Annotated in this window: 24 protein-coding genes and 2 pseudogenes; 8 read left to right on the forward strand and 18 right to left on the reverse strand. The window is 47.5% G+C overall.

Going from position 1 to position 20,127, the window contains the following annotated elements; translation table 11 throughout:
* Positions 1-80 precede the first annotated feature (80 nt).
* The 3 genes and pseudogenes from ETG88_RS16510 to ETG88_RS16520 all read right to left on the reverse strand — a co-directional run bounded on the left by ETG88_RS16510 (position 81) and on the right by ETG88_RS16520 (position 1,200).
* Positions 81-380 carry a helix-turn-helix domain-containing protein gene (locus ETG88_RS16510; RefSeq protein ID WP_100778220.1) on the reverse strand — a complete coding sequence of 100 codons (300 nt, stop codon included), beginning with the start codon at positions 378-380 and terminating at the stop codon, positions 81-83.
* A pseudogene (locus ETG88_RS16515) lies at positions 377-726 on the reverse strand (type II toxin-antitoxin system RelE/ParE family toxin). The gene ETG88_RS16510 and the pseudogene ETG88_RS16515 overlap by 4 nt, the downstream one beginning before the upstream one ends.
* Before the next feature lie 183 nt (positions 727-909).
* Positions 910-1,200 carry a SymE family type I addiction module toxin gene (locus ETG88_RS16520; protein WP_129035817.1) on the reverse strand — a complete coding sequence of 97 codons (291 nt, stop codon included), beginning with the start codon at positions 1,198-1,200 and terminating at the stop codon, positions 910-912.
* A 123-nt stretch (positions 1,201-1,323) separates the two neighbouring features.
* Here ETG88_RS16520 and ETG88_RS16525 point away from each other — a divergent pair.
* Both ETG88_RS16525 and ETG88_RS16530 read left to right on the forward strand, forming a co-directional pair.
* Positions 1,324-1,516 (forward strand): annotated as a pseudogene (locus ETG88_RS16525) (toxin-antitoxin system HicB family antitoxin).
* Positions 1,517-1,623: 107 nt separating this feature from the next.
* Entirely contained in the window at positions 1,624-2,142 is a 519-nt protein-coding gene (locus tag ETG88_RS16530) for a biosynthetic peptidoglycan transglycosylase (protein ID WP_228483410.1), read from the forward strand.
* On the opposite strand, the gene ETG88_RS16535 is transcribed toward ETG88_RS16530, so the two are convergent.
* The 15 genes from ETG88_RS16535 to ETG88_RS16605 form a co-directional block, all read right to left on the reverse strand.
* The gene (locus ETG88_RS16535) at positions 2,077-2,727 is read right to left on the reverse strand and encodes a hypothetical protein (protein ID WP_129035819.1); all 651 of its coding nucleotides are present in this window, start codon (positions 2,725-2,727) and stop codon (positions 2,077-2,079) included. The genes ETG88_RS16530 and ETG88_RS16535 overlap by 66 nt on opposite strands.
* A 476-nt stretch (positions 2,728-3,203) precedes the next feature.
* Positions 3,204-4,037, reverse strand: a complete 834-nt coding sequence (locus ETG88_RS16540; protein WP_099530882.1) for a DUF4942 domain-containing protein — start codon at positions 4,035-4,037, stop codon at positions 3,204-3,206.
* A gap of 113 nt (positions 4,038-4,150) precedes the next feature.
* Positions 4,151-4,492 (reverse strand): TA system toxin CbtA family protein, encoded by a 342-nt coding sequence (locus ETG88_RS16545; RefSeq protein ID WP_129035820.1) that lies wholly within the window; start codon positions 4,490-4,492, stop codon positions 4,151-4,153.
* A gap of 20 nt (positions 4,493-4,512) precedes the next feature.
* The gene (locus tag ETG88_RS16550) at positions 4,513-4,830 is read right to left on the reverse strand and encodes a type IV toxin-antitoxin system YeeU family antitoxin (protein WP_129035821.1); all 318 of its coding nucleotides are present in this window, start codon (positions 4,828-4,830) and stop codon (positions 4,513-4,515) included.
* Between the two features lie 17 nt (positions 4,831-4,847).
* Positions 4,848-5,069: a DUF987 domain-containing protein gene (locus ETG88_RS16555; RefSeq protein WP_129035822.1), complete on the reverse strand. Its 222-nt coding sequence runs from the start codon at positions 5,067-5,069 to the stop codon at positions 4,848-4,850.
* An 8-nt stretch (positions 5,070-5,077) separates the two neighbouring features.
* Positions 5,078-5,560 carry a JAB domain-containing protein gene (locus tag ETG88_RS16560; RefSeq protein ID WP_129035823.1) on the reverse strand — a complete coding sequence of 161 codons (483 nt, stop codon included), beginning with the start codon at positions 5,558-5,560 and terminating at the stop codon, positions 5,078-5,080.
* A gap of 8 nt (positions 5,561-5,568) precedes the next feature.
* The gene (locus tag ETG88_RS16565) at positions 5,569-6,027 is read right to left on the reverse strand and encodes an antirestriction protein (protein ID WP_129035824.1); all 459 of its coding nucleotides are present in this window, start codon (positions 6,025-6,027) and stop codon (positions 5,569-5,571) included.
* A gap of 86 nt (positions 6,028-6,113) precedes the next feature.
* A complete protein-coding gene (locus ETG88_RS16570) occupies positions 6,114-6,350 on the reverse strand; it encodes a DUF905 domain-containing protein (protein WP_129035825.1) in 237 nt (78 codons plus the stop codon).
* Between the two features lie 77 nt (positions 6,351-6,427).
* Entirely contained in the window at positions 6,428-6,838 is a 411-nt protein-coding gene (locus ETG88_RS16575; protein ID WP_129035826.1) for a hypothetical protein, read from the reverse strand.
* Between the two features lie 66 nt (positions 6,839-6,904).
* Positions 6,905-7,342 carry a hypothetical protein gene (locus tag ETG88_RS16580; protein WP_129035827.1) on the reverse strand — a complete coding sequence of 146 codons (438 nt, stop codon included), beginning with the start codon at positions 7,340-7,342 and terminating at the stop codon, positions 6,905-6,907.
* A gap of 41 nt (positions 7,343-7,383) precedes the next feature.
* Entirely contained in the window at positions 7,384-7,920 is a 537-nt protein-coding gene (locus ETG88_RS16585; protein WP_129035828.1) for a DUF4339 domain-containing protein, read from the reverse strand.
* Between the two features lie 25 nt (positions 7,921-7,945).
* Complete coding sequence (locus tag ETG88_RS16590) at positions 7,946-8,656, reverse strand: DeoR family transcriptional regulator (RefSeq protein ID WP_129035829.1); 711 nt, start codon at positions 8,654-8,656, stop codon at positions 7,946-7,948.
* 208 nt (positions 8,657-8,864) lie between these two features.
* Positions 8,865-9,689 (reverse strand): DUF932 domain-containing protein, encoded by an 825-nt coding sequence (locus ETG88_RS16595; RefSeq protein WP_129035830.1) that lies wholly within the window; start codon positions 9,687-9,689, stop codon positions 8,865-8,867.
* Positions 9,690-9,784: 95 nt separating this feature from the next.
* On the reverse strand, positions 9,785-10,648 hold the full coding sequence (locus tag ETG88_RS16600; RefSeq protein WP_129035831.1) for a GTPase family protein: 864 nt from the start codon (positions 10,646-10,648) through the stop codon (positions 9,785-9,787).
* Between the two features lie 98 nt (positions 10,649-10,746).
* Entirely contained in the window at positions 10,747-11,658 is a 912-nt protein-coding gene (locus ETG88_RS16605) for a hypothetical protein (protein WP_233446123.1), read from the reverse strand.
* A gap of 436 nt (positions 11,659-12,094) precedes the next feature.
* On the opposite strand from ETG88_RS16605, the gene ETG88_RS16610 reads away from it, so the two are divergent.
* From ETG88_RS16610 to ETG88_RS16635, 6 genes are all read left to right on the forward strand, one after another.
* Positions 12,095-12,676 carry a YagK/YfjJ domain-containing protein gene (locus ETG88_RS16610; RefSeq protein WP_129035833.1) on the forward strand — a complete coding sequence of 194 codons (582 nt, stop codon included), beginning with the start codon at positions 12,095-12,097 and terminating at the stop codon, positions 12,674-12,676.
* Positions 12,677-12,774: 98 nt separating this feature from the next.
* Complete coding sequence (locus ETG88_RS16615) at positions 12,775-12,981, forward strand: helix-turn-helix transcriptional regulator (RefSeq protein WP_039026317.1); 207 nt, start codon at positions 12,775-12,777, stop codon at positions 12,979-12,981.
* Positions 12,982-13,083: 102 nt separating this feature from the next.
* Positions 13,084-13,659 (forward strand): hypothetical protein, encoded by a 576-nt coding sequence (locus ETG88_RS16620; protein ID WP_129035834.1) that lies wholly within the window; start codon positions 13,084-13,086, stop codon positions 13,657-13,659.
* 166 nt (positions 13,660-13,825) lie between these two features.
* Positions 13,826-17,239 (forward strand): DEAD/DEAH box helicase family protein, encoded by a 3,414-nt coding sequence (locus tag ETG88_RS16625; RefSeq protein ID WP_129035835.1) that lies wholly within the window; start codon positions 13,826-13,828, stop codon positions 17,237-17,239.
* Positions 17,240-17,302: 63 nt separating this feature from the next.
* Positions 17,303-18,937 carry a type I restriction-modification system subunit M gene (locus ETG88_RS16630; RefSeq protein WP_129035836.1) on the forward strand — a complete coding sequence of 545 codons (1,635 nt, stop codon included), beginning with the start codon at positions 17,303-17,305 and terminating at the stop codon, positions 18,935-18,937.
* Positions 18,934-20,127 (forward strand): restriction endonuclease subunit S, encoded by a 1,194-nt coding sequence (locus ETG88_RS16635; RefSeq protein ID WP_233446124.1) that lies wholly within the window; start codon positions 18,934-18,936, stop codon positions 20,125-20,127. Before ETG88_RS16630 ends, ETG88_RS16635 begins: the two co-directional genes overlap by 4 nt.

The following is a 20,127-nucleotide window of genomic DNA, read 5'->3' on the forward strand; positions in this document are numbered from 1 at the left end:
GCGATGATACCGCGTTGAATTTGCTCGATCCGTCCCACAACCTGAGGGGGAGGGGCTTGAGACGCATATGCCGAGAAAATCTAAATATGAAATGCCACGCGTTTCCCATTCGGCAGTTCAACATCCAGGCTCAGTTTTCCACCCATCGCTTCGATGTAGCGTTTTAGCGTAGCAATTTTCAGTTCATTACCGCGCTGTTCAAGCTGGGTAACTGCGGGTTGGCTGATTCCCATTATTGTCGCCACCGCCTGTTGAGATAGTTTCAGTTCTTCGCGCATCATCTGTAGCCCGGTTTCGAGAATCATCTCGTCAGCCATCTCTTTGATACGCTGCTGGCTTTCAGGCGAACGGGAAGCAATCACGTCATTTAAGGTTTTCAATTTGCTGTCTCCAGGGCTGCCAGATGAATCGAAAATTCTTTATCTGCAATACGGATTAACCGCTCATAAAACATTTTGTCGTTACTCTTGTCACCTGCACAAAGCACGATCGCCTGGCGAACGGGATCGAAAGCAAAGAACGCACGAATAGGACGGCCAGCATAGTGAATCCGTAGCTCTTTCATATTGTTATACCGTGATCCTTTTACGGTATCGGCCCAGGATCTTGTAAGATGCGGTCCGTAGTTTTGCAGAGTTAATAATTCTGCCAATACCCTTTCCTGTAGCCTTCTTCTTGCTCATGCAGCCATTGTTCAAATACCTTCCCTAAAAGTACCGTCCACATGCAATCGTCCATGATAAGCTGTAGCTTATACCCAGAAGGATATAAGCTGTAATTTATAATTGCAATGGCTGCCTGTAACGGCCATTGCATCTCAGATGAATGATTATGACAGAGAAGGGCAACCCACCTGAGAAGGCAAGGGTGATATTGCGAGCCGTCTTCAGGGATATTTCACGGGTGAGATTAATGTTTTTGTAATAACGCCCCTTCAATCCCTTTCAGCTTCGCCTGCGCCTGTTTTAATTCGTCCAGTAACCGCTGTTCCTGCTGGCTGTACGCCATCAGAACAATGCACCCGTCCATGATTTTAACCGTCACTTGATGCCCGGTATCAAACCCGGCGGCGCGCAGCCACTTGCCCGAAAGAATGATGTTCGGCGTGGTTTTGTCGTGAACATTCGGGCGATATCCCACAATTATCGAGCGCTCAGTTCCGGTGGCGGTAGTGTCTGGGTTAGAATGCGAATCAGCCATAATCAACTCCTTGATAGTTGGTGAGGTTAGACGCTCCTGTTGTGTTCCTGCACAGCGGGGCGTTGCTTAAAGGAGGTTAGGTGGCCTCCTAATGTGATTCAGATTAAATGGATAGGTGGCCCCATGTCAATCATAGCGCGCGAAAAAAAAACCAAAAGGCGGCGGACAATCTCCGCAGTTTAAAATGCGTATTGATCCGGCATTGAAGGAGCAGTTAGATGCTGTCGCAGCTGAGGAAGGGGTGAGTCTCGCCAGCTGGTTGAAGGAACTGGCGAGAGAGGCCCTAAAAAATAAAGGCATCAGCCCTAAAGGATAAAGTCAATAGGTGAAAATATGGATCAGCCAAAGAATGGTCAGTTAATTAGGAACTTAAAGAATTTTTTTATTTGTCTAAATTATGATCTATTTGAGATATCAAAGAAGATGAATAACATCGATAATTTCTCTGAGTTCAACGATTTTGAATTTTTAGTAATGTCATTAGAAGATCGACGTTATTTGAAGCATTGTGGGTATGATTTCAAAGCCTGCTTAAGAGAGGTTTTCAAAATGATATCTATGAGAAAACATGGTGGAGCAAGTACTATTGATATGCAGATGGTAAGAACAATTACTGATTTTAGGGATTTAACGCTTTATAGAAAATTATACGAAATTATTCTTTCTGTGTTAGTTAATTACAAGTTTTCAAAAAAACAAATAATAAGATGTTATTTGAAAAATGCTTTTTTTGGTACCAGATTATATGGTTACGAAGTCGCCGCAAGTGAAACATTCAATAAAAATTTTGAATGCCTTGATTATTATGAAAAAGCATTCTTGGCTGCAATGCTCTTAAGGCCTAAGCCATTGAGATGTAATGAGAGATGGAGGCAGTCAGTCATTTCTCGAGCGATGTACGCGCAAAGAATGAGGGCTTTTGTGAAACAAAGCAAAAATTAGCGTAACAAAGCTTGCTTTGTCTAAGTTGTATTGATTTAGTTGCTCTGAGTTTCCATGTTTAATACTGGACCATTTTTCATCACTAATGTCCATTAACTTTCTTGATATTTTCCTTAGACCGTCAAATGCAAGAGAATAACATATTTTCAAATCATCAAGATCTGCTTTTTTATTTTTTCTAACACAATTGTCAATTATTTTATGGGCTTTGAATAAATTGTTGTGCACGTCTCTTTCAAACTCATAAGCTAAGGGGGTTAAACCAAGAGTTCGTAATTCTAAAAAATATGATGACAAATTTTCGTTCCATTTTATAACTGCTTTTCTATAATCTGACCGTGATTTCTCAATTTCTTCTATATTATTGCTTATATAATTTTCCATTAAATTTCTTCCATAAAATATACGCATCCCAGCATCTTTTTCGATATTATTAGCGATTTCTTTAATTCGTTCTATTTCTTTTTGTATTTGAGTTATTTTAATTTGATGTAAAAAACTCTTCTTCTGTATTTTCTGAGATAAAAGTGCTCCAATTACACCTGTTAATATAAATGTTATAAATATTTTAAAAATATCAAACATAAATTATCACCTCTAGAAAACTTAGAGTACAGTCTAAATGATGAGAGAATATTACACTATCGATCGTATTTATTAAAATAATGCTTGAGATTAAAAAAAACAGAAATGAAATTTTGGCGGAAGATCACAGGAGTCGCATTTGATACTTAACTCATTGATTTAAAATTGACATTTTGTGTTGGATAAATGAGTAACCCCCATAAGCACCCCCAAATGATTTTGCTTGTGGAGAGCAGAGGCATCCAGAGCTACTTTTTGGCCTGTAGTAAAGTGGCAATATCCTTTTCGCCTCCGGCTTCTGTTTAACGCCGAGTTGTTTGGTAAAACCGAACAACTGAAGTTTCGCATATTCAGTTTGCCAGCGTCTGGCGATGCTCTCCCTGCTGAACTTGTAAATTAGACTTACAGGTTACGTAGTAGCCTGTTGAGAGTTCTTGGCCGCAATGATTATGCCAGAAACCCATAATCTACTCAGGTTATCTTGCAGGTAGCGCTCCAGGAAAATGTTTTGCCACGATATCATTCATCCTCTCCACCAGATCAAGGCGTTTAAACGTGATATGTCCGCTGCCTTTCTGAAAATAACGAATGCTAAAGAAATCATCCTCGAAGACCTGTTGATGTGGATTATCGCGAACAAAATCCATGAACCGAATGGAGATATCGTGCCGGTTATCAGGGATGGTTTTACCATCCAGCAAATACAGCATACGTTCCAGATCGGCTAACTGATCGCGCCGCCAGCCCCAGTTCAGGCTGTAGCCCCATCGGTCATGCTTCACAAGATTGTTGACGATAATCTTCTTGCCAAAACAGCAAGGATTGTTGGTTTTGTAGTCCCAGCTTAGCCCTTTAAATACGTTGATAATTCCACGTTCGAAAACATCCTGTTTATTGTGGTGGAGTTGTTCAAAGGTGCTCAGGATGTTGGCTTCACTGATTGCCGGGAGATCACCCTCTTCGAGGTTCTTCGCCCACTGACTACGCGCCTCTGCGTCCATTAACGTCAGCATCCCGGACTTCAACATTAGATCGCGCCAGATGCTGCGATCGATATTGTGGGCGATCACCGGCATTGCCCTGTCTACAGGTTGTACCAGCCAACAGTCAAAGGAATGCCCTTGTCTCATTGCCCAGTGATCTGCCACGTCACCGCCAATGCTGGAGGTCAATCGGGAAATATCATCAAGCTGGCGGATTAGCGCCTCTATTTGTTTTAGTGCAGCATCACGTCCTGTGACGATACGTTCAATACTGGTCGAGCAAATTAGCTCATTATGATCGGTTAAAACTTCAGCTTCAGTTTGCATTATTTTTGTCCGTATAAAAGCAAACGCGCCTGCCGGGAATGGCAGGCGCATTATACAATGAGTAAATAAGGAAGAAAGATCGGGAATGTAAATCGGGAGGTTGTACGCAATATTCACCGTACTGCGTTGTTACGGCTTTGTCGCAACAGGCCAGTTGCCTGTCTTGCCCGTAAAATATCTACAGCCCGAAGATAAGGCGATTGTTCCTGCCAGCTAAATCCCTTCCTGTCGATACGCACCAGTTCGTATTTCTCCACCAGAAAATTCACAGCATCGGCCAGCGTGATCCCGGCATCAATGTGTTCCTGAATAACGGTTTCATCACTAAATGGCGTGTCGTTCAGTGTCAGGCCATAGTGCTGCTCCAGCAGGCGTGTCAGTAGCATTTGCCACACCGCCACTGGCGACAGATATAGCTCAGCCGCCCGCGAAGTTGTTGCAGGTTGAGGTTTCATGTTTGCTCTCGTGAAATTAGTTAGCGTTGAGTGGAATAGACGACTACATATACGTAGCCGCAACTGCCAAGGGTATCGGCTTCGCAGGTGAAACCGTTGTGGTAAATGGTGATGCAGTGGGCATGACGGGGATTCAATTCACCAGTGGTCAGCATAGACTCGATCTGGCTGATAAAATGTGGAAATACCACATCCAGCTTAAGACATTCGTCGTCACTAAACTTACCGGTGATACTGGCCCGGTCAGCCAGATAGTGCAGCCGGTTGCCCTCCTGCACCAGACGTGCTCCCATGCACGGCGTGATATCCCGCTGCAGGCCCCATGTGGTGTTGCTCATTTATAACCTCTTTATTGTCAGTTCAGGGTGATACTCATCAGACAGGTATAAGGTCCGTTGCGGTCCTGGCGGCGTTCGGCGTATACCGCCAGCACGCCGGGAATGTCAGGAACGGCCAGACCGGTGTAATGACAGACACTGCCATGCCACTGGTATCTGCCGGTGCAGTATCGAAAAATGTGGGAGGCCGGATGCTGACGGTAAATCGTCATCGCCCGGCGTTTACTGATAATTCTCATGTCATACCTCAAAGCAGACCGTGTTCAGCGAACGACAATATCTGCGTACCACCTACGATAAGGTGGTCAGGCACACGGATATCAACGAGTTGAAGCGCCTGCACCAGACGCTGCGTGATGGTCTTATCTGCCTTGCTGGGCGAGGTGTCGCCGGAGGGATGGTTATGCGCCAGTATCACTGCTGCTGCATTGAAATGCAGGGCGCGTTTGACCACCTCACGGGGATGAACCTCCGTGCTGCTGATGGAACCGGCAAACAGGGTTTCGTGGGCAATCAACTGGTTCTGCTGATTGAGATAAAGCACTATAAACTCTTCGCGTTCCCGCCCCGCCATTTTCAGTTTCAGCCAGTCACGGGCAGCCTGAGTGGAAGTGAATGCCACGCCTGTTTCGCGCAGATGTCGGTCAAGCAGCGTTAAAGCGCGTTTTACCGTGCGTTGTGCGGTTAGTGGTAGTGCCGGAGCCAGTGGGATAAGTGACTGTTCCATCATAAGTATCCTTAATCAATAATGCGCAGAATGGCGCTGGATTCAGGGTGCTGCAGGGCGTAATCCCGCAGGCGGTAATAGTGTTCAGTCATGGCATCGCATTCGGTGTGACAGGCGTGATGGCTGTATTCAATCAGGCAGACAGCAATACCTGCGGCTTCTGCGCTCATTTCCGCGCCATTGCTGTTCATGCTGTTGAACAGATGCCATTTATCGTCTCCCTCAGCATCAGGGGCCATAAATGCGCCGCCGTTGCTGAGCGTGTAAAAGGACCAGATACCACCGCTGTACTCATCACAGAAGCGGTCCATCCAGGCGAAAATACGGGGTTCCAGCGTTATCCATTGCGGGATATCGCCAAAGTACAGAGGCCAGAAATCGAGACGCTGCTCGTCAGGTACTGGTGTTGTAGTAAGGTCAAATTGAGGTTCATTAGCGGACATCAATTCGCATTGCGTTTGTGTCGTCATGGATATTCTCCGTCAATAAAAAACACCAGCGACGATGGCTGGCGTATGGGAAATAAAGGACATGCAGGGATGATGAATGGGTGAGGTCAGGAGGAGGATGCTCTGAGAATGCCTGACTTGCGGCCATAACGGTAAAGCCCTTCACCGGCATCAGGTTCAAAGCACCACGCCCGCCAGACCATTCGACCTTCAGAGTCACGAACCACCAGGCGGAAGTGGCTACCCTGGTCATCTTCAATGCTGATGTTGTGATACCGGCGGGTAACAGCCTCAGCCTGCTGTCGGGTGAAAGGTCCCGGTGGCAGCATATGAGATTCAGACATTCGGTGTACCTTAAAAGCAAAAGCCCCTGACGCAGATGCGTCAGGGGCTATGGGAGGATGCAGGTGTGGGGCGATTATCAGAAACCCGTCTGCACCTTATACAGGCGCAAAGTTTTGCTGCCCCGGACAATCTTCACATACAGGGCGTTATCTTTTGTGCCACGAACAAACCCGGCCTTTACATCTCCCTTGCAGTCACCACCGTCATAAGGGATGTTAAGTCCGGTGTTAAATACCAGGTCAATAATCCCGAAACTTAAATCTTCACAGGCTGGACCGGGCAAATCCTGAATCAGAGCAAATTTATGGTCGTCGCTGACACCGGTCAGTGAACACATGGAGGTGTTGATGTCGTTTCCCTGGCACCAGTACTCTTGTCCGGGATTGTCTTTATCCATCAGGCTTGCCGGAAGTTGAGCGGCACCGGCACTGAATGCAGCAAGTGACAGAATGAGGGCGGGTACAGCAGAGGTCATCATTTTCAGCATGGTTTTCTTCCTGAATTAATCCAGCCCGCTGTCGGGCAAAATGAGAGAAATTGATATCGGGTGTTATCAGAAACGCTGGTAGCGAAAGAGCTCTTTGCCCTGGTACAACGCCACCAGGTCGTCATATTCCGGCTTCTTCTGGTTGGGCTTAAAGGTCACTACCGTGCCCGGACGACACAGGTCTTTTACGGTGAGACCGAATTTCTTGTCCGGAGTAATGGTGAATCCCTTCGACACATCGTTGCGCATGATAGTTATCCAGCCCCACAGGCCACCTTCGCAGTCCTTAAAGGGTGCTGAACGAACTGTTACCATCCCACCCTGGCGGTCAACAGACATGGCTTCACATTTTCCGGTAACCTGACGATGCGCATCACACCAGAAAATATTCCCGTTGTTGTCATTGACGACAGCAGGCAGCGTCCGGTTATAAGGCTGGGCCTGAACTTCTGTACAGAGCAGAAGGCTGCCAGTAATGCCCAGTATTTTAATCAGCGTTTTCATTACGTTGGTCCTTAACAGAGAAAGTATCAGGTAGCGACGATTCAGGCCCAGACAGTCAGGCCCAGCATCACCAGCCATACCCAGAAGTAAGCCGGTTTCTGACCAAGGGTTTTCGCCCGCCGCCACAAATAGAACGGCACCAGCCAGGCAAGTTTGCCGAACTTGGTGGTATCCACTCCGGCCTTACGAAGGCGTCGTTCATCGAGATACCCCAGAGCGATATTGAGCAGCAGCGTGATAAACCAGTACTGCCCACCCGAGACGGCATCATATGCCTCGTCAAATGACATCCCGCTCAATCCTGCAGTCCACAACTCCAGCGCGTAGCCAATGAAGGGAGCAAATGCCAGCGTCCACACAACGCCACCCGGAATGCGGTTCCCCGGCAGCGCTGGCGGTGTGGTGCTCCGGAGCAGCGCCGAAGAAAGCGGAGTAGCGGAGACCGGCTGCCACTCTGCCATTCCCTGTCGCCACACCAGAGTGGATGCAGTCAGTTCACCGCGCATAATCAGGCTGGTGATGTCGTCTTCGGTCACATTGTCGTGACGTATGCCATTTTTCTCGTAATGCCAGGTCATTGTTTTTCCTTCTTAACAGAGGTAATTAAATCAGTGTGTTGCCCGGCTCCTCCTCAGAGGGCCCAGGAGACAGGACTTCGCGGATACAGCTGAAGTGCGGAAGAGCCCGGATAAAGCCCGCCTGTGTGGTTAACTGGCTGAGACGTTTTAGCGGGGTGAACGTGGTGTTGAGTACTGTCACCGCATGGATGGTCGCCAGAGGATGCACGGTGATATACCCGTTAAGTTCACCGGTGAGGTACCAGCAGCCGTCGAATGAAATCAGTCGGTACGGGGCCAGCCCGTCACAGCGCTCTCCCTCGGCCAGCAGCAGTACCCGCTGGCATGCGGTAATGGCACTGACGAGGCGGTAAAACACCAGAGAGCTGGCCGGTGACGCTGACTGTGGGGGTTGCCACACCAGGCAGGGCATCCCTCCTGCGGTGAGCAGCATGCCCGCCAGACGCCGGTCCAGCCCCGGAAAAATATCGGCCAGTCCTGCCCGGTGAGCAAAGGTCAGCGCATCCAGCTCGCCCTGTACGCCTCCACCGGTACTGCGCAGGCGGCATTGCCCCCGTCGATACTCAAGGTCGAGGTACATCAGCCGTTCGCGAAAATCCCGTCGCAGGGTACGGACTGACACACCAAACTCTGCAGCCAGCCGCGCCATGTTCAGCGTTTCACCTGCAACCAGGCGGCTGATTATCAGTGACAGCCTGACAGCCAGCCGGTCATGACGGCGCTCTGCCTGTGTCATCTTAAATCTCCGTAATAGTTAACTGACTGAATATGAGATGATTCTAAAGAGGGGGGCGGACAGGGTATGGACATGGAATGAACTATTTTTTATCTGCCACCGGAAGCAGGCCCGACGCGGCACATCGTGAAATGCGGTGAAAAAACACTCAATCCAGTGGAGGTAAAACGGACAGGGAGTGTCCTTTCCTAACATGCTGATAACAAGCTCAGGACTGAAACCCACTCAGCATCGCTTCAGCCATCACCCAGAGAGCCCGGTTGAGCTTCACATCTCCGTCGATACCACGCACGGCGCGGGTATGCGTTCGCCCGCCTTTCGCACTCCGACCACTGAGCCCGCCCTTAATCAGGTTCTCCTGAATACGCTGATATGTGGTCCACAGATCATTGCTCTCATCCTGCCAGCGGCGTGGGGAGAGTATCTGAGGTGCTGTCACTGGCTGGTGGTCCTCACCGAAACGGTACGTCAGTGCAGCCTGTGCCAGAGCCTGTTGTGCAGGTGGCGGCAGCATCAGCGACTGCATGGCATCCCGCTTCTCTTCCACACGGTCAAAAATACCCAGTACTTCATACGCCCCCTCAATCACCTGACTCACGACATCTCCTTTGTGCGGCACCCGCACCTCGCCAAACGACTCACCGCAGACGAGCCCGTTCTGACATACCGCACGGAATAATCCCGGCAGCATCTGATACGAACTGGAGCCATCGTGGGAGTTGAGCAGAATAATTTCCGGGACCTGTTTGCCGGTAATTTGCCCCTCCCGACGCAGGCGCAGCATGTGCTTTGTATGCTCACGACGCCCTGGGTCACGCACTCTGGTCTGGCAGGCAAAGAAGGGCTGAAAGCCTTCGCGCTGCAGGTTTTCAAGAACGGTAATGGTTGGTATCCAGGTATATCGTGCGCTGCGTGACGCGTGCTTGTCCTCGCTGAAGACACTGGGCACCACGCGAAACAGCTCTTCACGGGTTAACGGACGGTCACAACGAATAAGGTTTGCTGCGCCAAAGCGCGAAGCCAGACGGCTCATAAACAGACTCCTCATGATGGATAAATAAAGACAAAAAAGCCCTGCCGCTCAATCGCGGCAGGGCTCAGGAAACTACGGGTTAGAAGGGTTAATGTTCAGAAGAAGAAGTTCCAGACGGCACGAGCGACCGATACCACGATGTCGCGTACAGACTGGATGACAGTCCGAATCGGGGACGGTATCAGGGGCATGGAACTTACTGTGTCCAGTACCGAGCCGACCGTTTCACCAAAATCGTCACGGGCTTTTTTATTAATGGCATCGGTACGAAGTGGATCACTAAGCTGTACCGCCACCGGGCTACTGGCCTCCCGCGGCAGGCAATGAATCATCCGTTCAGCCATTACCCGCAGCCCCCATTGCAAACGTACCGACACTGCACAGACAGGGTTTACAGGTTGGAACAACTCATGCAATAGACAGATTTTGCGGCTGATATTTTGTTTCTGCTCTGTAGACAGCTTTTCACCACCGCAGGTGGGTTCAACCTTGTCGGACTGACTGATAACAAACAACACCTTATGCCGGTATGCTTCACCAATCACCTGCCGGTAAAAATGTTCATCCACCGCTAGTGCTCGATCATCGGCCTTAATCAACCACAGCACCAGGTCGAGCCGGGGAAGTTGTTCACGGTAGAGTGCGGCATATTCAGCATCCCGGAGTTCGGACTCTCCAACACCGGGTAGGTCCATAATTGTCATAAAGCGTTTGCCGAGCTGCAGGCGAAACTGCAGTGGTTTTCGAGTACATGCCGCCACATCACTGACTGGTGATATATCCCCAGCAAACAGGGCATTACACAGGCTGCTCTTGCCTGCTCCGGTTTTCCCCATAATGCCTATTACAGGCTCGTAGTGGGTTAACTGATTTATCTGCTGCAGAATGCGTTCAGAGACCCACTGGGGCAGGCCGGAAAGCGGTTGCTGCAGTGACTGCAGACCGTCAAATTGTTTCATTACTGCTCCTCCGAAAAAGAATACAAAAACGGCAGAACCACGAGCTTCTGCCGTTAATGGGGTATGTTCAGAGTGATGATATATATCTGTGATCTTTTTTAATTTTCCCAACTTTTCAGTTTAGCTTTTGCGTATGCATCATTGATCAGCATCTCAATCAATTCATTGATTTTCATTTCATTTTGGCTTGCCAGATAATCAAGTTGTCTCTTACTGTCTTTGCTAATATAGGTATTGAGAACTTTTTTGTTTGCAACACTATCTCTGAATTTTTTCTGACCCCATGCTTTTTTTGTTTTTATAATAAACAATTCACCTTCAGCATCGGATTTGTCCTCAACCCATTGATCAAAGATTGAATGAACTTTCAGATTCAAATTTTTTTCAAACCAAAAATCCACATTACCATTAATCATTTTGTTCTTATCGAAGTAAGACATCACCCACTGATAATCTGCCAAATATTTAGCATCATATTTGGCTGATGAGAACCAAAACGGATTACCAAATTTTTTCTGGATACGGAGCCATGACCTCTTCAAACGTTCTAAGGTGGAACGGATATTATTAAAACTTGATACACGACATTGATAGTCTATCAAAAGAATTAACCCATCATAATTTACGCCACCCTTATCAGAATCAAGGCTCCATTCAGGTAAAGTGATATCAAGAAGAGAGGGGGTATTATTATTTGTATATAGCTTATATTCGGCATGAATATAATTAGCAACAAATGACAACGAACGCTCACAACCAATCCACTCAAATTCACTAAAAGGTATTAACTTACCCTCAACCTCTCGCCTACTCTTTTCAAAGAAATCTTCCGCACTCCAATATTTAACCATTTCTTTTTTGTTCATATAGTTAATGCAAGACTCTTTGAAAAGAGTGGCATCATCTATTCTTTCCACTAATTCACGAGACTCATCAACATGCATTAATTCTGAGCGAAAGATATCCCAGTAAAGCCATAAATTTACTCTTTTTGTCCAGAGACTGGTCACTCGTTTTCCTGCACTCATCATAACCTCAAACGTAACAACAATCGTAGAAAAAGACGTAGCACTCTACGTAGTATACTACGTTCTTATTTTGATTATCATAAGCCTCTCCACCTGCATTTCTTGCGTTGATTTCAAGGCATATCTGAGAAACTTTGACGTAAGTCATATAGAGCGTTTCACGGAAATATTGAAAATTGGCTCTGCTCTCACCTAAGACAGTCAAGGATAGCAGGCTATATGAATGTGAAAACTGTAGAAAAATGGAGGCGTCTATCAGGTTAAAACATAATTAAGGTTAATTGGTATTATAGAAAGCAGATCTCAATCTAACATCCCAACCTCGGGATGATAGATATCCGTCATAAGTGATTGAACCCTGCTTGATAGAAAAAACAGATGCACTAGTTCCTTTGAATGCATCCAAAGGAACAGAGCAATGCAAAGACATTACCCACATTTAAAGAAAATCATCCCTAATGATTTCCTGCTGAATTTGATTAATCACCATCTTAATCAGATCCTGGCATGTCATTCCAAGATACTGGCTTTTAGAATGGATTTTGATTACCAGCGAGGCACTAACCGATTTATTCGTAACTCTTCCATCGAAATACAGGATGACCTTAGAGAACTGACGCAGGCAATGATCACTCTTCCAGGCGTTATCGGTAGTTTCTGGGTACTGGAATGGACATCAGAAGGGGCAGTTCATGCTCATGCTATTTTTTATCTTAATGGTCAGAAACATCAGAAATCATTTTCGTTCATTTTACAGGCAGGGGAACTGTGGCATCAGATTACTTATGGCGAAGGTAAATACCAGCGATGTAAGCCAAAGGAATATCATCAGGACAACATTAACAATGTTATTGAATATCGCAACAACGAAGCCATAAACAGCCTGAGACGTATAGCCAGTTATCTAACAAAAGAAGACCAAAAATATGGTTATCTAATTTGGGGATGTAATGAGGTTCCTGCCCCTGCACGACAGGGCAGACCAAGAACAGCCAAATAAGATAACGAATTTTTTACAGCACCACCGGTTGCTATGCCGGAGCGGGCAGCAGAATAACCCCGACTCCGGTTTCTATTTAGCTACCGGAGAATCAAATCATGACAGTTAAACCAACCCTACTTGAAGATCGCTTTGTTGATATGGCTTTCATCACCCGCCTGCTGGGGGTCAGTGATAAGTGGATTTACCGACTCATCAAAGGTGGCATATTCCCCAAACCTATCAAATTGGGGCGAAGTTCACGATGGCTACAGAGTGAAGTGGAAGCATGGCTACAGGAGCGTATCGCTCAATCTCGTCAGTAACGCTTTCCGGTGTTTGCCACATATTCCCCAGCCAGCTTAACGATCCGCCTGCTGCGGAGGTTTCTGGCTGTCTGTTTTACAGAGATGAAGGATTCTTTACCGATGAAAGAAACCATTGCCCGTTACGACTATTTACTTAACACCTACCAACGCTGGTTGGCCGATTTAACCAATATCGCAGTCCGAAACGGCATGTGCCATCCGGATATTCAATCAAGCCATCTTCTTACGCTCTCAACGTTACATTTTCCAGAGACTGGCGCAGTGGTTGCGGTCGTGCCGCAATGCCTCTACCGGATTATTTATGGTAAAGCACGGCCAGAACCGTTGACTATCCAGAACGATTTGCAAATAAGTCTTGAAACCGAAAATGAACTTCTGTTCACCCATGCCGGGATGGAAGGGGTTTTACTGAGTGAGTGTGTCAGATTGAAGCAAAGCCGCATAGCCAATAAGTTGATCAGCCTTTCCGCGCGATTTAAGGCGCGTGAGATTCGTCATAAGCTGATCTGGCTGTGCTGGTACGATTTGATGCAGGGGGCTTCGATGACCGATTGGCTGGAGAACCTGAAGCGGATGAATCATGTGGAAATTTGCTTCTGGCTGGGGCAACGACAGGAGAAAAATGCGGCGCTGACGAAGCTGATGGATGAGTATGTGGTTTTTACGCGTTATTAGCCTTTTAAACTTAATAAGTTAGCTTTTCCTCTCTTTTGCCATAGAGAGAACTTCTCCACCAGTCTATTCATTCCTGCCATATGTCATCGGGCTCACTTTGCCAGCCAAATTAGTGTGATATTCTTTCCAGAATTCCTGTTGTATCCACGACATAAGGCGATGATTGATGGAGCAGTCTCTCAATTTTGAAATGTTGCGCAGCCAGTGGCCGGAACTGGCTGAGCTGGGATTAATGGCGGAACGTTATGTTCACACCGATCCAGAAAGCTGTCTGGTGAAACTGCGTAACTACACCGAATTGATGGTGCGTTGGTTATATCGTCAGGAGCGACTGCCGGAAGGTATCAAAGCGAATCTGTATGATTTAATGAACGCCGATGTCTTCGCCAGCATGATGCCGGAAGCCATCATCATGAAAATGGATGCGCTACGTATCCACGGTAACCGCGCCGCGCACGGCGGACGTATCAAAGCTAAAGATACTTACTGGCTGCTTAAGGAAGCATATTTACTGGGGGTTTGGCTGTATGTTCGCTATGCTCACGGCAATGTTGATAACTGCCCCAAATTCTCTCTCCCACCATTAACACAATCTTCAGGGCGTGCTGATGAAAAACGTCTGGAAGATGCAATCAGGGCTCAAGATGAAAGCCGTGAGCGCGAACTGGCATTACAACGCGCACTACAGCAAGAGCAGGAAAAGGCCGAACACCTTACTCTGCGCCTGAATGAAGCCAGAGCTCGCAACCAGCATGTTGCCGACATTCTTTCTATTGATGAAGCGGAAACCCGTCGCCGCCTGATTGACTCCCGCCTGCTTGCTGCTGACTGGAATGTAGGGGAAGAACTTAACAACACCGATCAGGTTACGCAGGAACATCCAGTTAAAGAACAACCTACCGCAACCGGCGACGGTTATGCGGATTATGTCTTGTGGGATGAGGCGCACAAACCGCTGGCGGTGGTGGAAGCAAAAAAAACCAGCGTCAATGCCGAGCAAGGGCGAATGCAGGCCCGACTGTACGCCGACTGGCTGGAAAAAGAATACGGTCAGCGTCCGGTCATTTTTTACACCAATGGCTACGATATCTGGCTGTGGGATGACCATAAAATTCACGGCTATCCGCCGCGCCGGGTATTTGGCTTCTACAGCAAGGAAAGCCTGCAATATCTTATTCAACAACGTGAAACCCGTCTGCCATTAAACAGCGTGCCGCACGTTAAAGACAACGAAGGTAAAGCTGTTGCCGGGCGTCTATATCAGCTTGAAACCATTGCCCGCGTCAGCGAACGGTTTACCAACAAGTATCGACAGTCGTTGATTGTTCAGGCTACTGGTACAGGCAAAACCCGTGTAGCAATTGCGCTAAGCAAACTGATGATTGATGCCCGCTGGGTAAAACGCGTCCTGTTTCTTTGTGACCGCAAAGAGCTACGTAAACAGGCGGCAAATGCCTTTAATCAATTCACCAATGAGCCGCTGTATGTGGTCGGGAAATCGAAGAAAGCAGACAGGCAGAATGCCAGGATCTACATCGCCACCTATCCCGGCATGATGAAAATCATGGACCATTTTGATGTCGGTTATTTTGATTTGATCATCGCCGATGAATCCCATCGTTCGATCTATAACGTTTACGGCGATCTGTTTAAGTATTTTGATGCCCTCCAGATTGGCCTGACGGCCACGCCGATCGACATGGTGAGTAAAACCACTTTCGGCCTGTTTGGTTGTGAAGGACGTATCCCTACCGCCAACTACAGCCTGGAAGATGCCATCGCCGATAACAATCTGGTTCCCTATGAGGTTGTCACGCACACCACTGAATTCCTGCGCGAAGGCATCAAACGGGAGAAATTAAGCGACGCACAAATCCGTGAGCTAGAAGAACAGGGTATCGATCCCAATACGCTGGAATTTGATGGCAAGGCGCTGGATGAGGCAATTTATAACAAAGACACCAACCGCTATATCCTGCGTAACCTGATGGAAAATGGCCTGAAAGATCGGGACGGCCAACTGCCAGGTAAAACCATCATTTTCGCCCGTAACCACAAACACGCGCTGCTGTTGAATGAATTGTTCGACGACATGTACCCGCAGTTTGCCGGACGCTTCTGCCAGGTCATCGACAACTACGATCCCCGCGCCGAGCAACTGATTGACGATTTTAAAGGGCTGGATGAAAGCACTAACAAAGAGCTAACCATCGCTATCTCCGTTGACATGCTCGATACCGGTATTGATGTCCCGGAAATTGTGAATCTGGTCTTTGCCAAACCGGTCAAATCGAAAGTGAAGTTCTGGCAGATGATTGGCCGTGGTACACGCCTCTGTTCGGGGCTATACGGCAATGATGACAACGGCAAACCGCTGGACAAACAGAAATTCCGCATCTTCGATCACTGGGGCAACTTTGAGTATCACGAGTTGCATACCGAAGAGGCCGAAGTGACAGCGACAAAATCGCTGGCGCAAAAACGCTTCGAAGCGTGGGTTATGCTGGGGGCTGCTGCACAGCGTAAGTTCGACAAACAGGCGGTGGATTTAGTCGCTCACCAGCTCCGCGAACAGATCAACACGCTGGATGAAAAGTCGATTGCCGTACAGGAAAAGTGGCAGCAAAAAGCGCAGTACAGCGATGAAAAAGTGCTGCGTCAGCTTTCCCCGAAAACACAGCAGGATCTGCTATCTGTCCTGGCCCCGCTGATGCAGTGGCTGGACGTTCGCGGGCAAAGCGATGCCATGCGCTTTGATATGGATATTCTGGCGGCGCAAACTGCCCGTTATACCAACCCGGAAGAGCTTGATGTGCTCTGGCCGCTCATCATCGAGAAAGTAGAACGTCTGCCGCCGCATCTGGCGCAGGTGCAACAGCAGGGGCAGCGGATTAATCAGCTTCGTGATTTGGGCTGGTGGAAGCAGGCAAGTCTGGAAGAACTGGAAGATATCCGCATTCATCTGCGCGGTATAATGCACCTGATGGAGAAAGATGCGACGCCAAAATTTGGTTCGATACAGGTGGACATTACCGAAGATGCAAACCTGATTCAGACGGAAACCCGCAAAACCAACATCCGCTCGATTGATTTCAAACTTTATCGCCAGCAGGTTCAGGGAGCGTTGGAGCCCCTGTTTCAGCAAAATCCGGTACTGAAAAAAATCCGCAACGGCGAGCCGGTAACACAAATCGAGTTGGATGAACTGGCGAAATTAGTGCTGATCCAAAACCCGAACGTCGATATCCGGGCACTGAAAGAGTTCTACCCCCAGGCAACCGCCAGCCTGGATAAACTTTTACGTACTATCATCGGGATGGATAGTGACGCGGTTGAAGTACGCTTTGCCCAGTTTGCCGCTGACAACAGCCTGACCAGCCAACAACTGCGCTTCCTGTCATTACTGAAAAACCACATCCGCGATTACGGTACCATTGAAATGCGGCAGCTATTTGAACAGCCGTTTACGCATATCCACAACGAAGGCGTTACTGGCGTGTTCCCGGATATAGAGCAGATCGCCCGGCTGCAAAAGATAGTCGAAGAGTTAGGTGTTGTGACCGACGCAGCGACGGTATAATACACGCATGATAAGCCCCGGCAGCGGGGCTTTTGTATTTATAACAGGGTATAGACGTTAACAATGATTACCGGTGACTTAAAAAGTAAAATCGACGGACTATGGGAAGATTTCTGGGTGGGTGGCATCACTAACCCACTGACCGTAATCGAACAAATCACTTACCTGATGTACTCCCGGATGCTGGACACCCAGGAGCAACGAGACGAGAAGCGTAAACAAATCGCGGGTATTGATTTTAAACCGCGCTTTACGCCAGAACAGCAGGAGTTCCGTTTCAGTCACTATAGTAACCTCGGCTCGGATGAGATGATGGAAGTGGTGCGCGATGGCGTATTCCAGCATTTCCGTCAGCTCGGCCAAGCTGATGCGTCGAAGGTAACGCTGCTGGGCAACTTTATGAAAGATGCCCGGCTGGAGATCGTCAAGCCTTCGCTGCTGACCAAAGCGGTAGAGGTGATCAAAAACCTGCCGCTGGATCGTGGCGACACCAAAGGCGATCTCTACGAATACCTGTTAAGCAAGCTGACCACCGCCGGGATCAATGGTCAGTTCCGCACGCCGCGCCACATTATCCGCATGATGGTTGAAATGATGGAGCCAAACCCGGCACGCGGCGAGACGATTTGCGATCCAGCCTGTGGCACCGGCGGTTTTCTGGCAACCAGTTATGAATACCTGCTGGAGAAATACAGCTCGCTGGAATCCATTCATACCGAGATTGGCACCAATGAACGCGGTGAATTGGAAGAGCAAAAAATCTTTACTGGCGATCTGCTGACGCCGTGGCGTGACCATGTGGATAACAACATGTTCCACGGTTACGACTTTGATACTACCATGCTTCGTATCGCCGCCATGAACCTGATTATGCACGGTGTGGAAGGGCCGGATATTCACTATCAGGACACCATGAGCCAGAGCTTCAGCACCAATTTCCCGCAGGCCAGCAAAAACGCTTTCAACCTGATTCTGGCGAACCCGCCGTTTACCGGTTCACTGGACGAGGAAGATATCGACGCCACGCTGTCGGCAATGGTGAAAACTAAAAAAACCGAACTGCTGTTCCTGGCGCGGATTCTACAAATGCTGAAAGTGGGCGGGCGTAGCGCCACTATCGTGCCGCAGGGCGTGCTGTTTGGTTCCAGTAAGGCTCATCAGTCATTGCGTCAAGCTCTGGTGGAAAATAACCAACTGGAGGCGGTGATCAATCTACCTTCCGGCGTATTTAAACCTTACGCTGGCGTGGCGACGGCGATCCTGATCTTTACCAAAGGCGGTCAGACGGACGAGGTTTGGTTCTACGACCTTAACAATGACGGCTACAGCCTGGATGACAAACGTAACCCGATAAAAGACAATGACCTGCCGCATCTGCTGGCGAGCTGGAAGCACTACCGTACTTTGCGTGGATTGCCGGTAGATAACTTTATGGGCGAGAAATTTTCCTCTTTGCTGAAACAGCAGTACCCGGAAGGGATGGATGCTGGCGTTGATTTTAAAGACCGCACTCAGTCGGCGTTTGTGGTGCCGAAAGCGGATATTGCCGCACAGAAATACGACCTCTCCATTAATCGTTATAAAGAAGTCGTGTATCACACGGAGGAGTATGAAGATCCGAAGGTGATACTGAAGCGGCTGAAGGACCTAGAGAAAGAGATTCTGGCGGATTTGGATGAGCTGGAGGGGATGCTGTGAATTGGCCGATGGTGAAGCTAGGAGATGTATGTACTATAAATCCGCGTCTGCCCAAAAATGCCAATCCTGAGCAAGAGGTTACTTTTCTTGCCATGGCAGCAGTGAGTGAGAAAGGTGAAATTTCATCACAAGAAACTCGCATTCTCCATGAAACAAAAAAGGGTTTTACTTACTTTGAGCGTGGTGATGTATTACTGGCAAAAATCACACCCTGCTTCGAAAATGGGAAAGCAACACTAACAAACAGTCTAAATACTCAAATTGGTTTTGGTTCTACAGAATTCCATGTCTTACGAGCGATTCCAGAGTTAATTCTGCCTGAATATATTTTCTATCTCATCTGGAATGAGAAATTCCGTATTACTGCGGTAAAAGAAATGACAGGTAGCGCTGGGCAAAAAAGGGTCTCAGCAAATTATTTAAAAGAATATAAATTTTATCTACCATCAATACTTGAGCAAGAAAAAATTGTTTCGGCTTTAAATAAAGGATATAGCATTCATCGTAAGCGCCAACAAGCAATTAAACTGGCTGATGATTTTTTGCATACCATTTTTCATGAGATGTTTGGCGATCCTGTTGAAAACCCTAAAGGATGGAAAAAGGATAAAATAAAAAAAGGTGTTTTAAACATTACTTCAGGTTGGAGTGCCACTGGCGAGAATATTCCCTGTAAATCGGATGAATTTGGCGTATTGAAAATAAGCTCGGTGACTTCTGGAATATTCAAGCCGGAAGAAAATAAAGTAGTAGACTGTGAAACTATTCCTGCTTCGAAAAAACTCATTTTTCCTAAGAAGGGAGATTTGCTATTTAGCCGCGCAAACACCAGAGAGTTAGTTGCTGCAATATGCATGGTTCATCAGGACTATGACAACCTTTTCCTTCCTGATAAACTATGGTCGATAAAGCTAAACCATGAGCTATTGCTACCAGAGTTTTTTCTCATCTTAATCCAAAATGAAAAAGTCCGTGAGTTATTAACAAAACAAGCGACCGGAACAAGTGGGTCGATGCTAAATATATCTAAAAATAAATTTGAAGAAACTGAGATTATCTTCCCAGAGATCAATATTCAAAAAGATTTTTGCGATACTTTCAGGAAAACAATAAATTTGAAAGCAAAGTTAATAAAAAGTAATGAATTAGCCATTGAGTCATTTAATTCATTATCTCAAAAGGTATTTTAG

Origin of the sequence: Lelliottia nimipressuralis, from assembly GCF_004115925.1 — a bacterium.
In the GTDB taxonomy this organism is placed as follows: domain Bacteria; phylum Pseudomonadota; class Gammaproteobacteria; order Enterobacterales; family Enterobacteriaceae; genus Enterobacter; species Enterobacter nimipressuralis.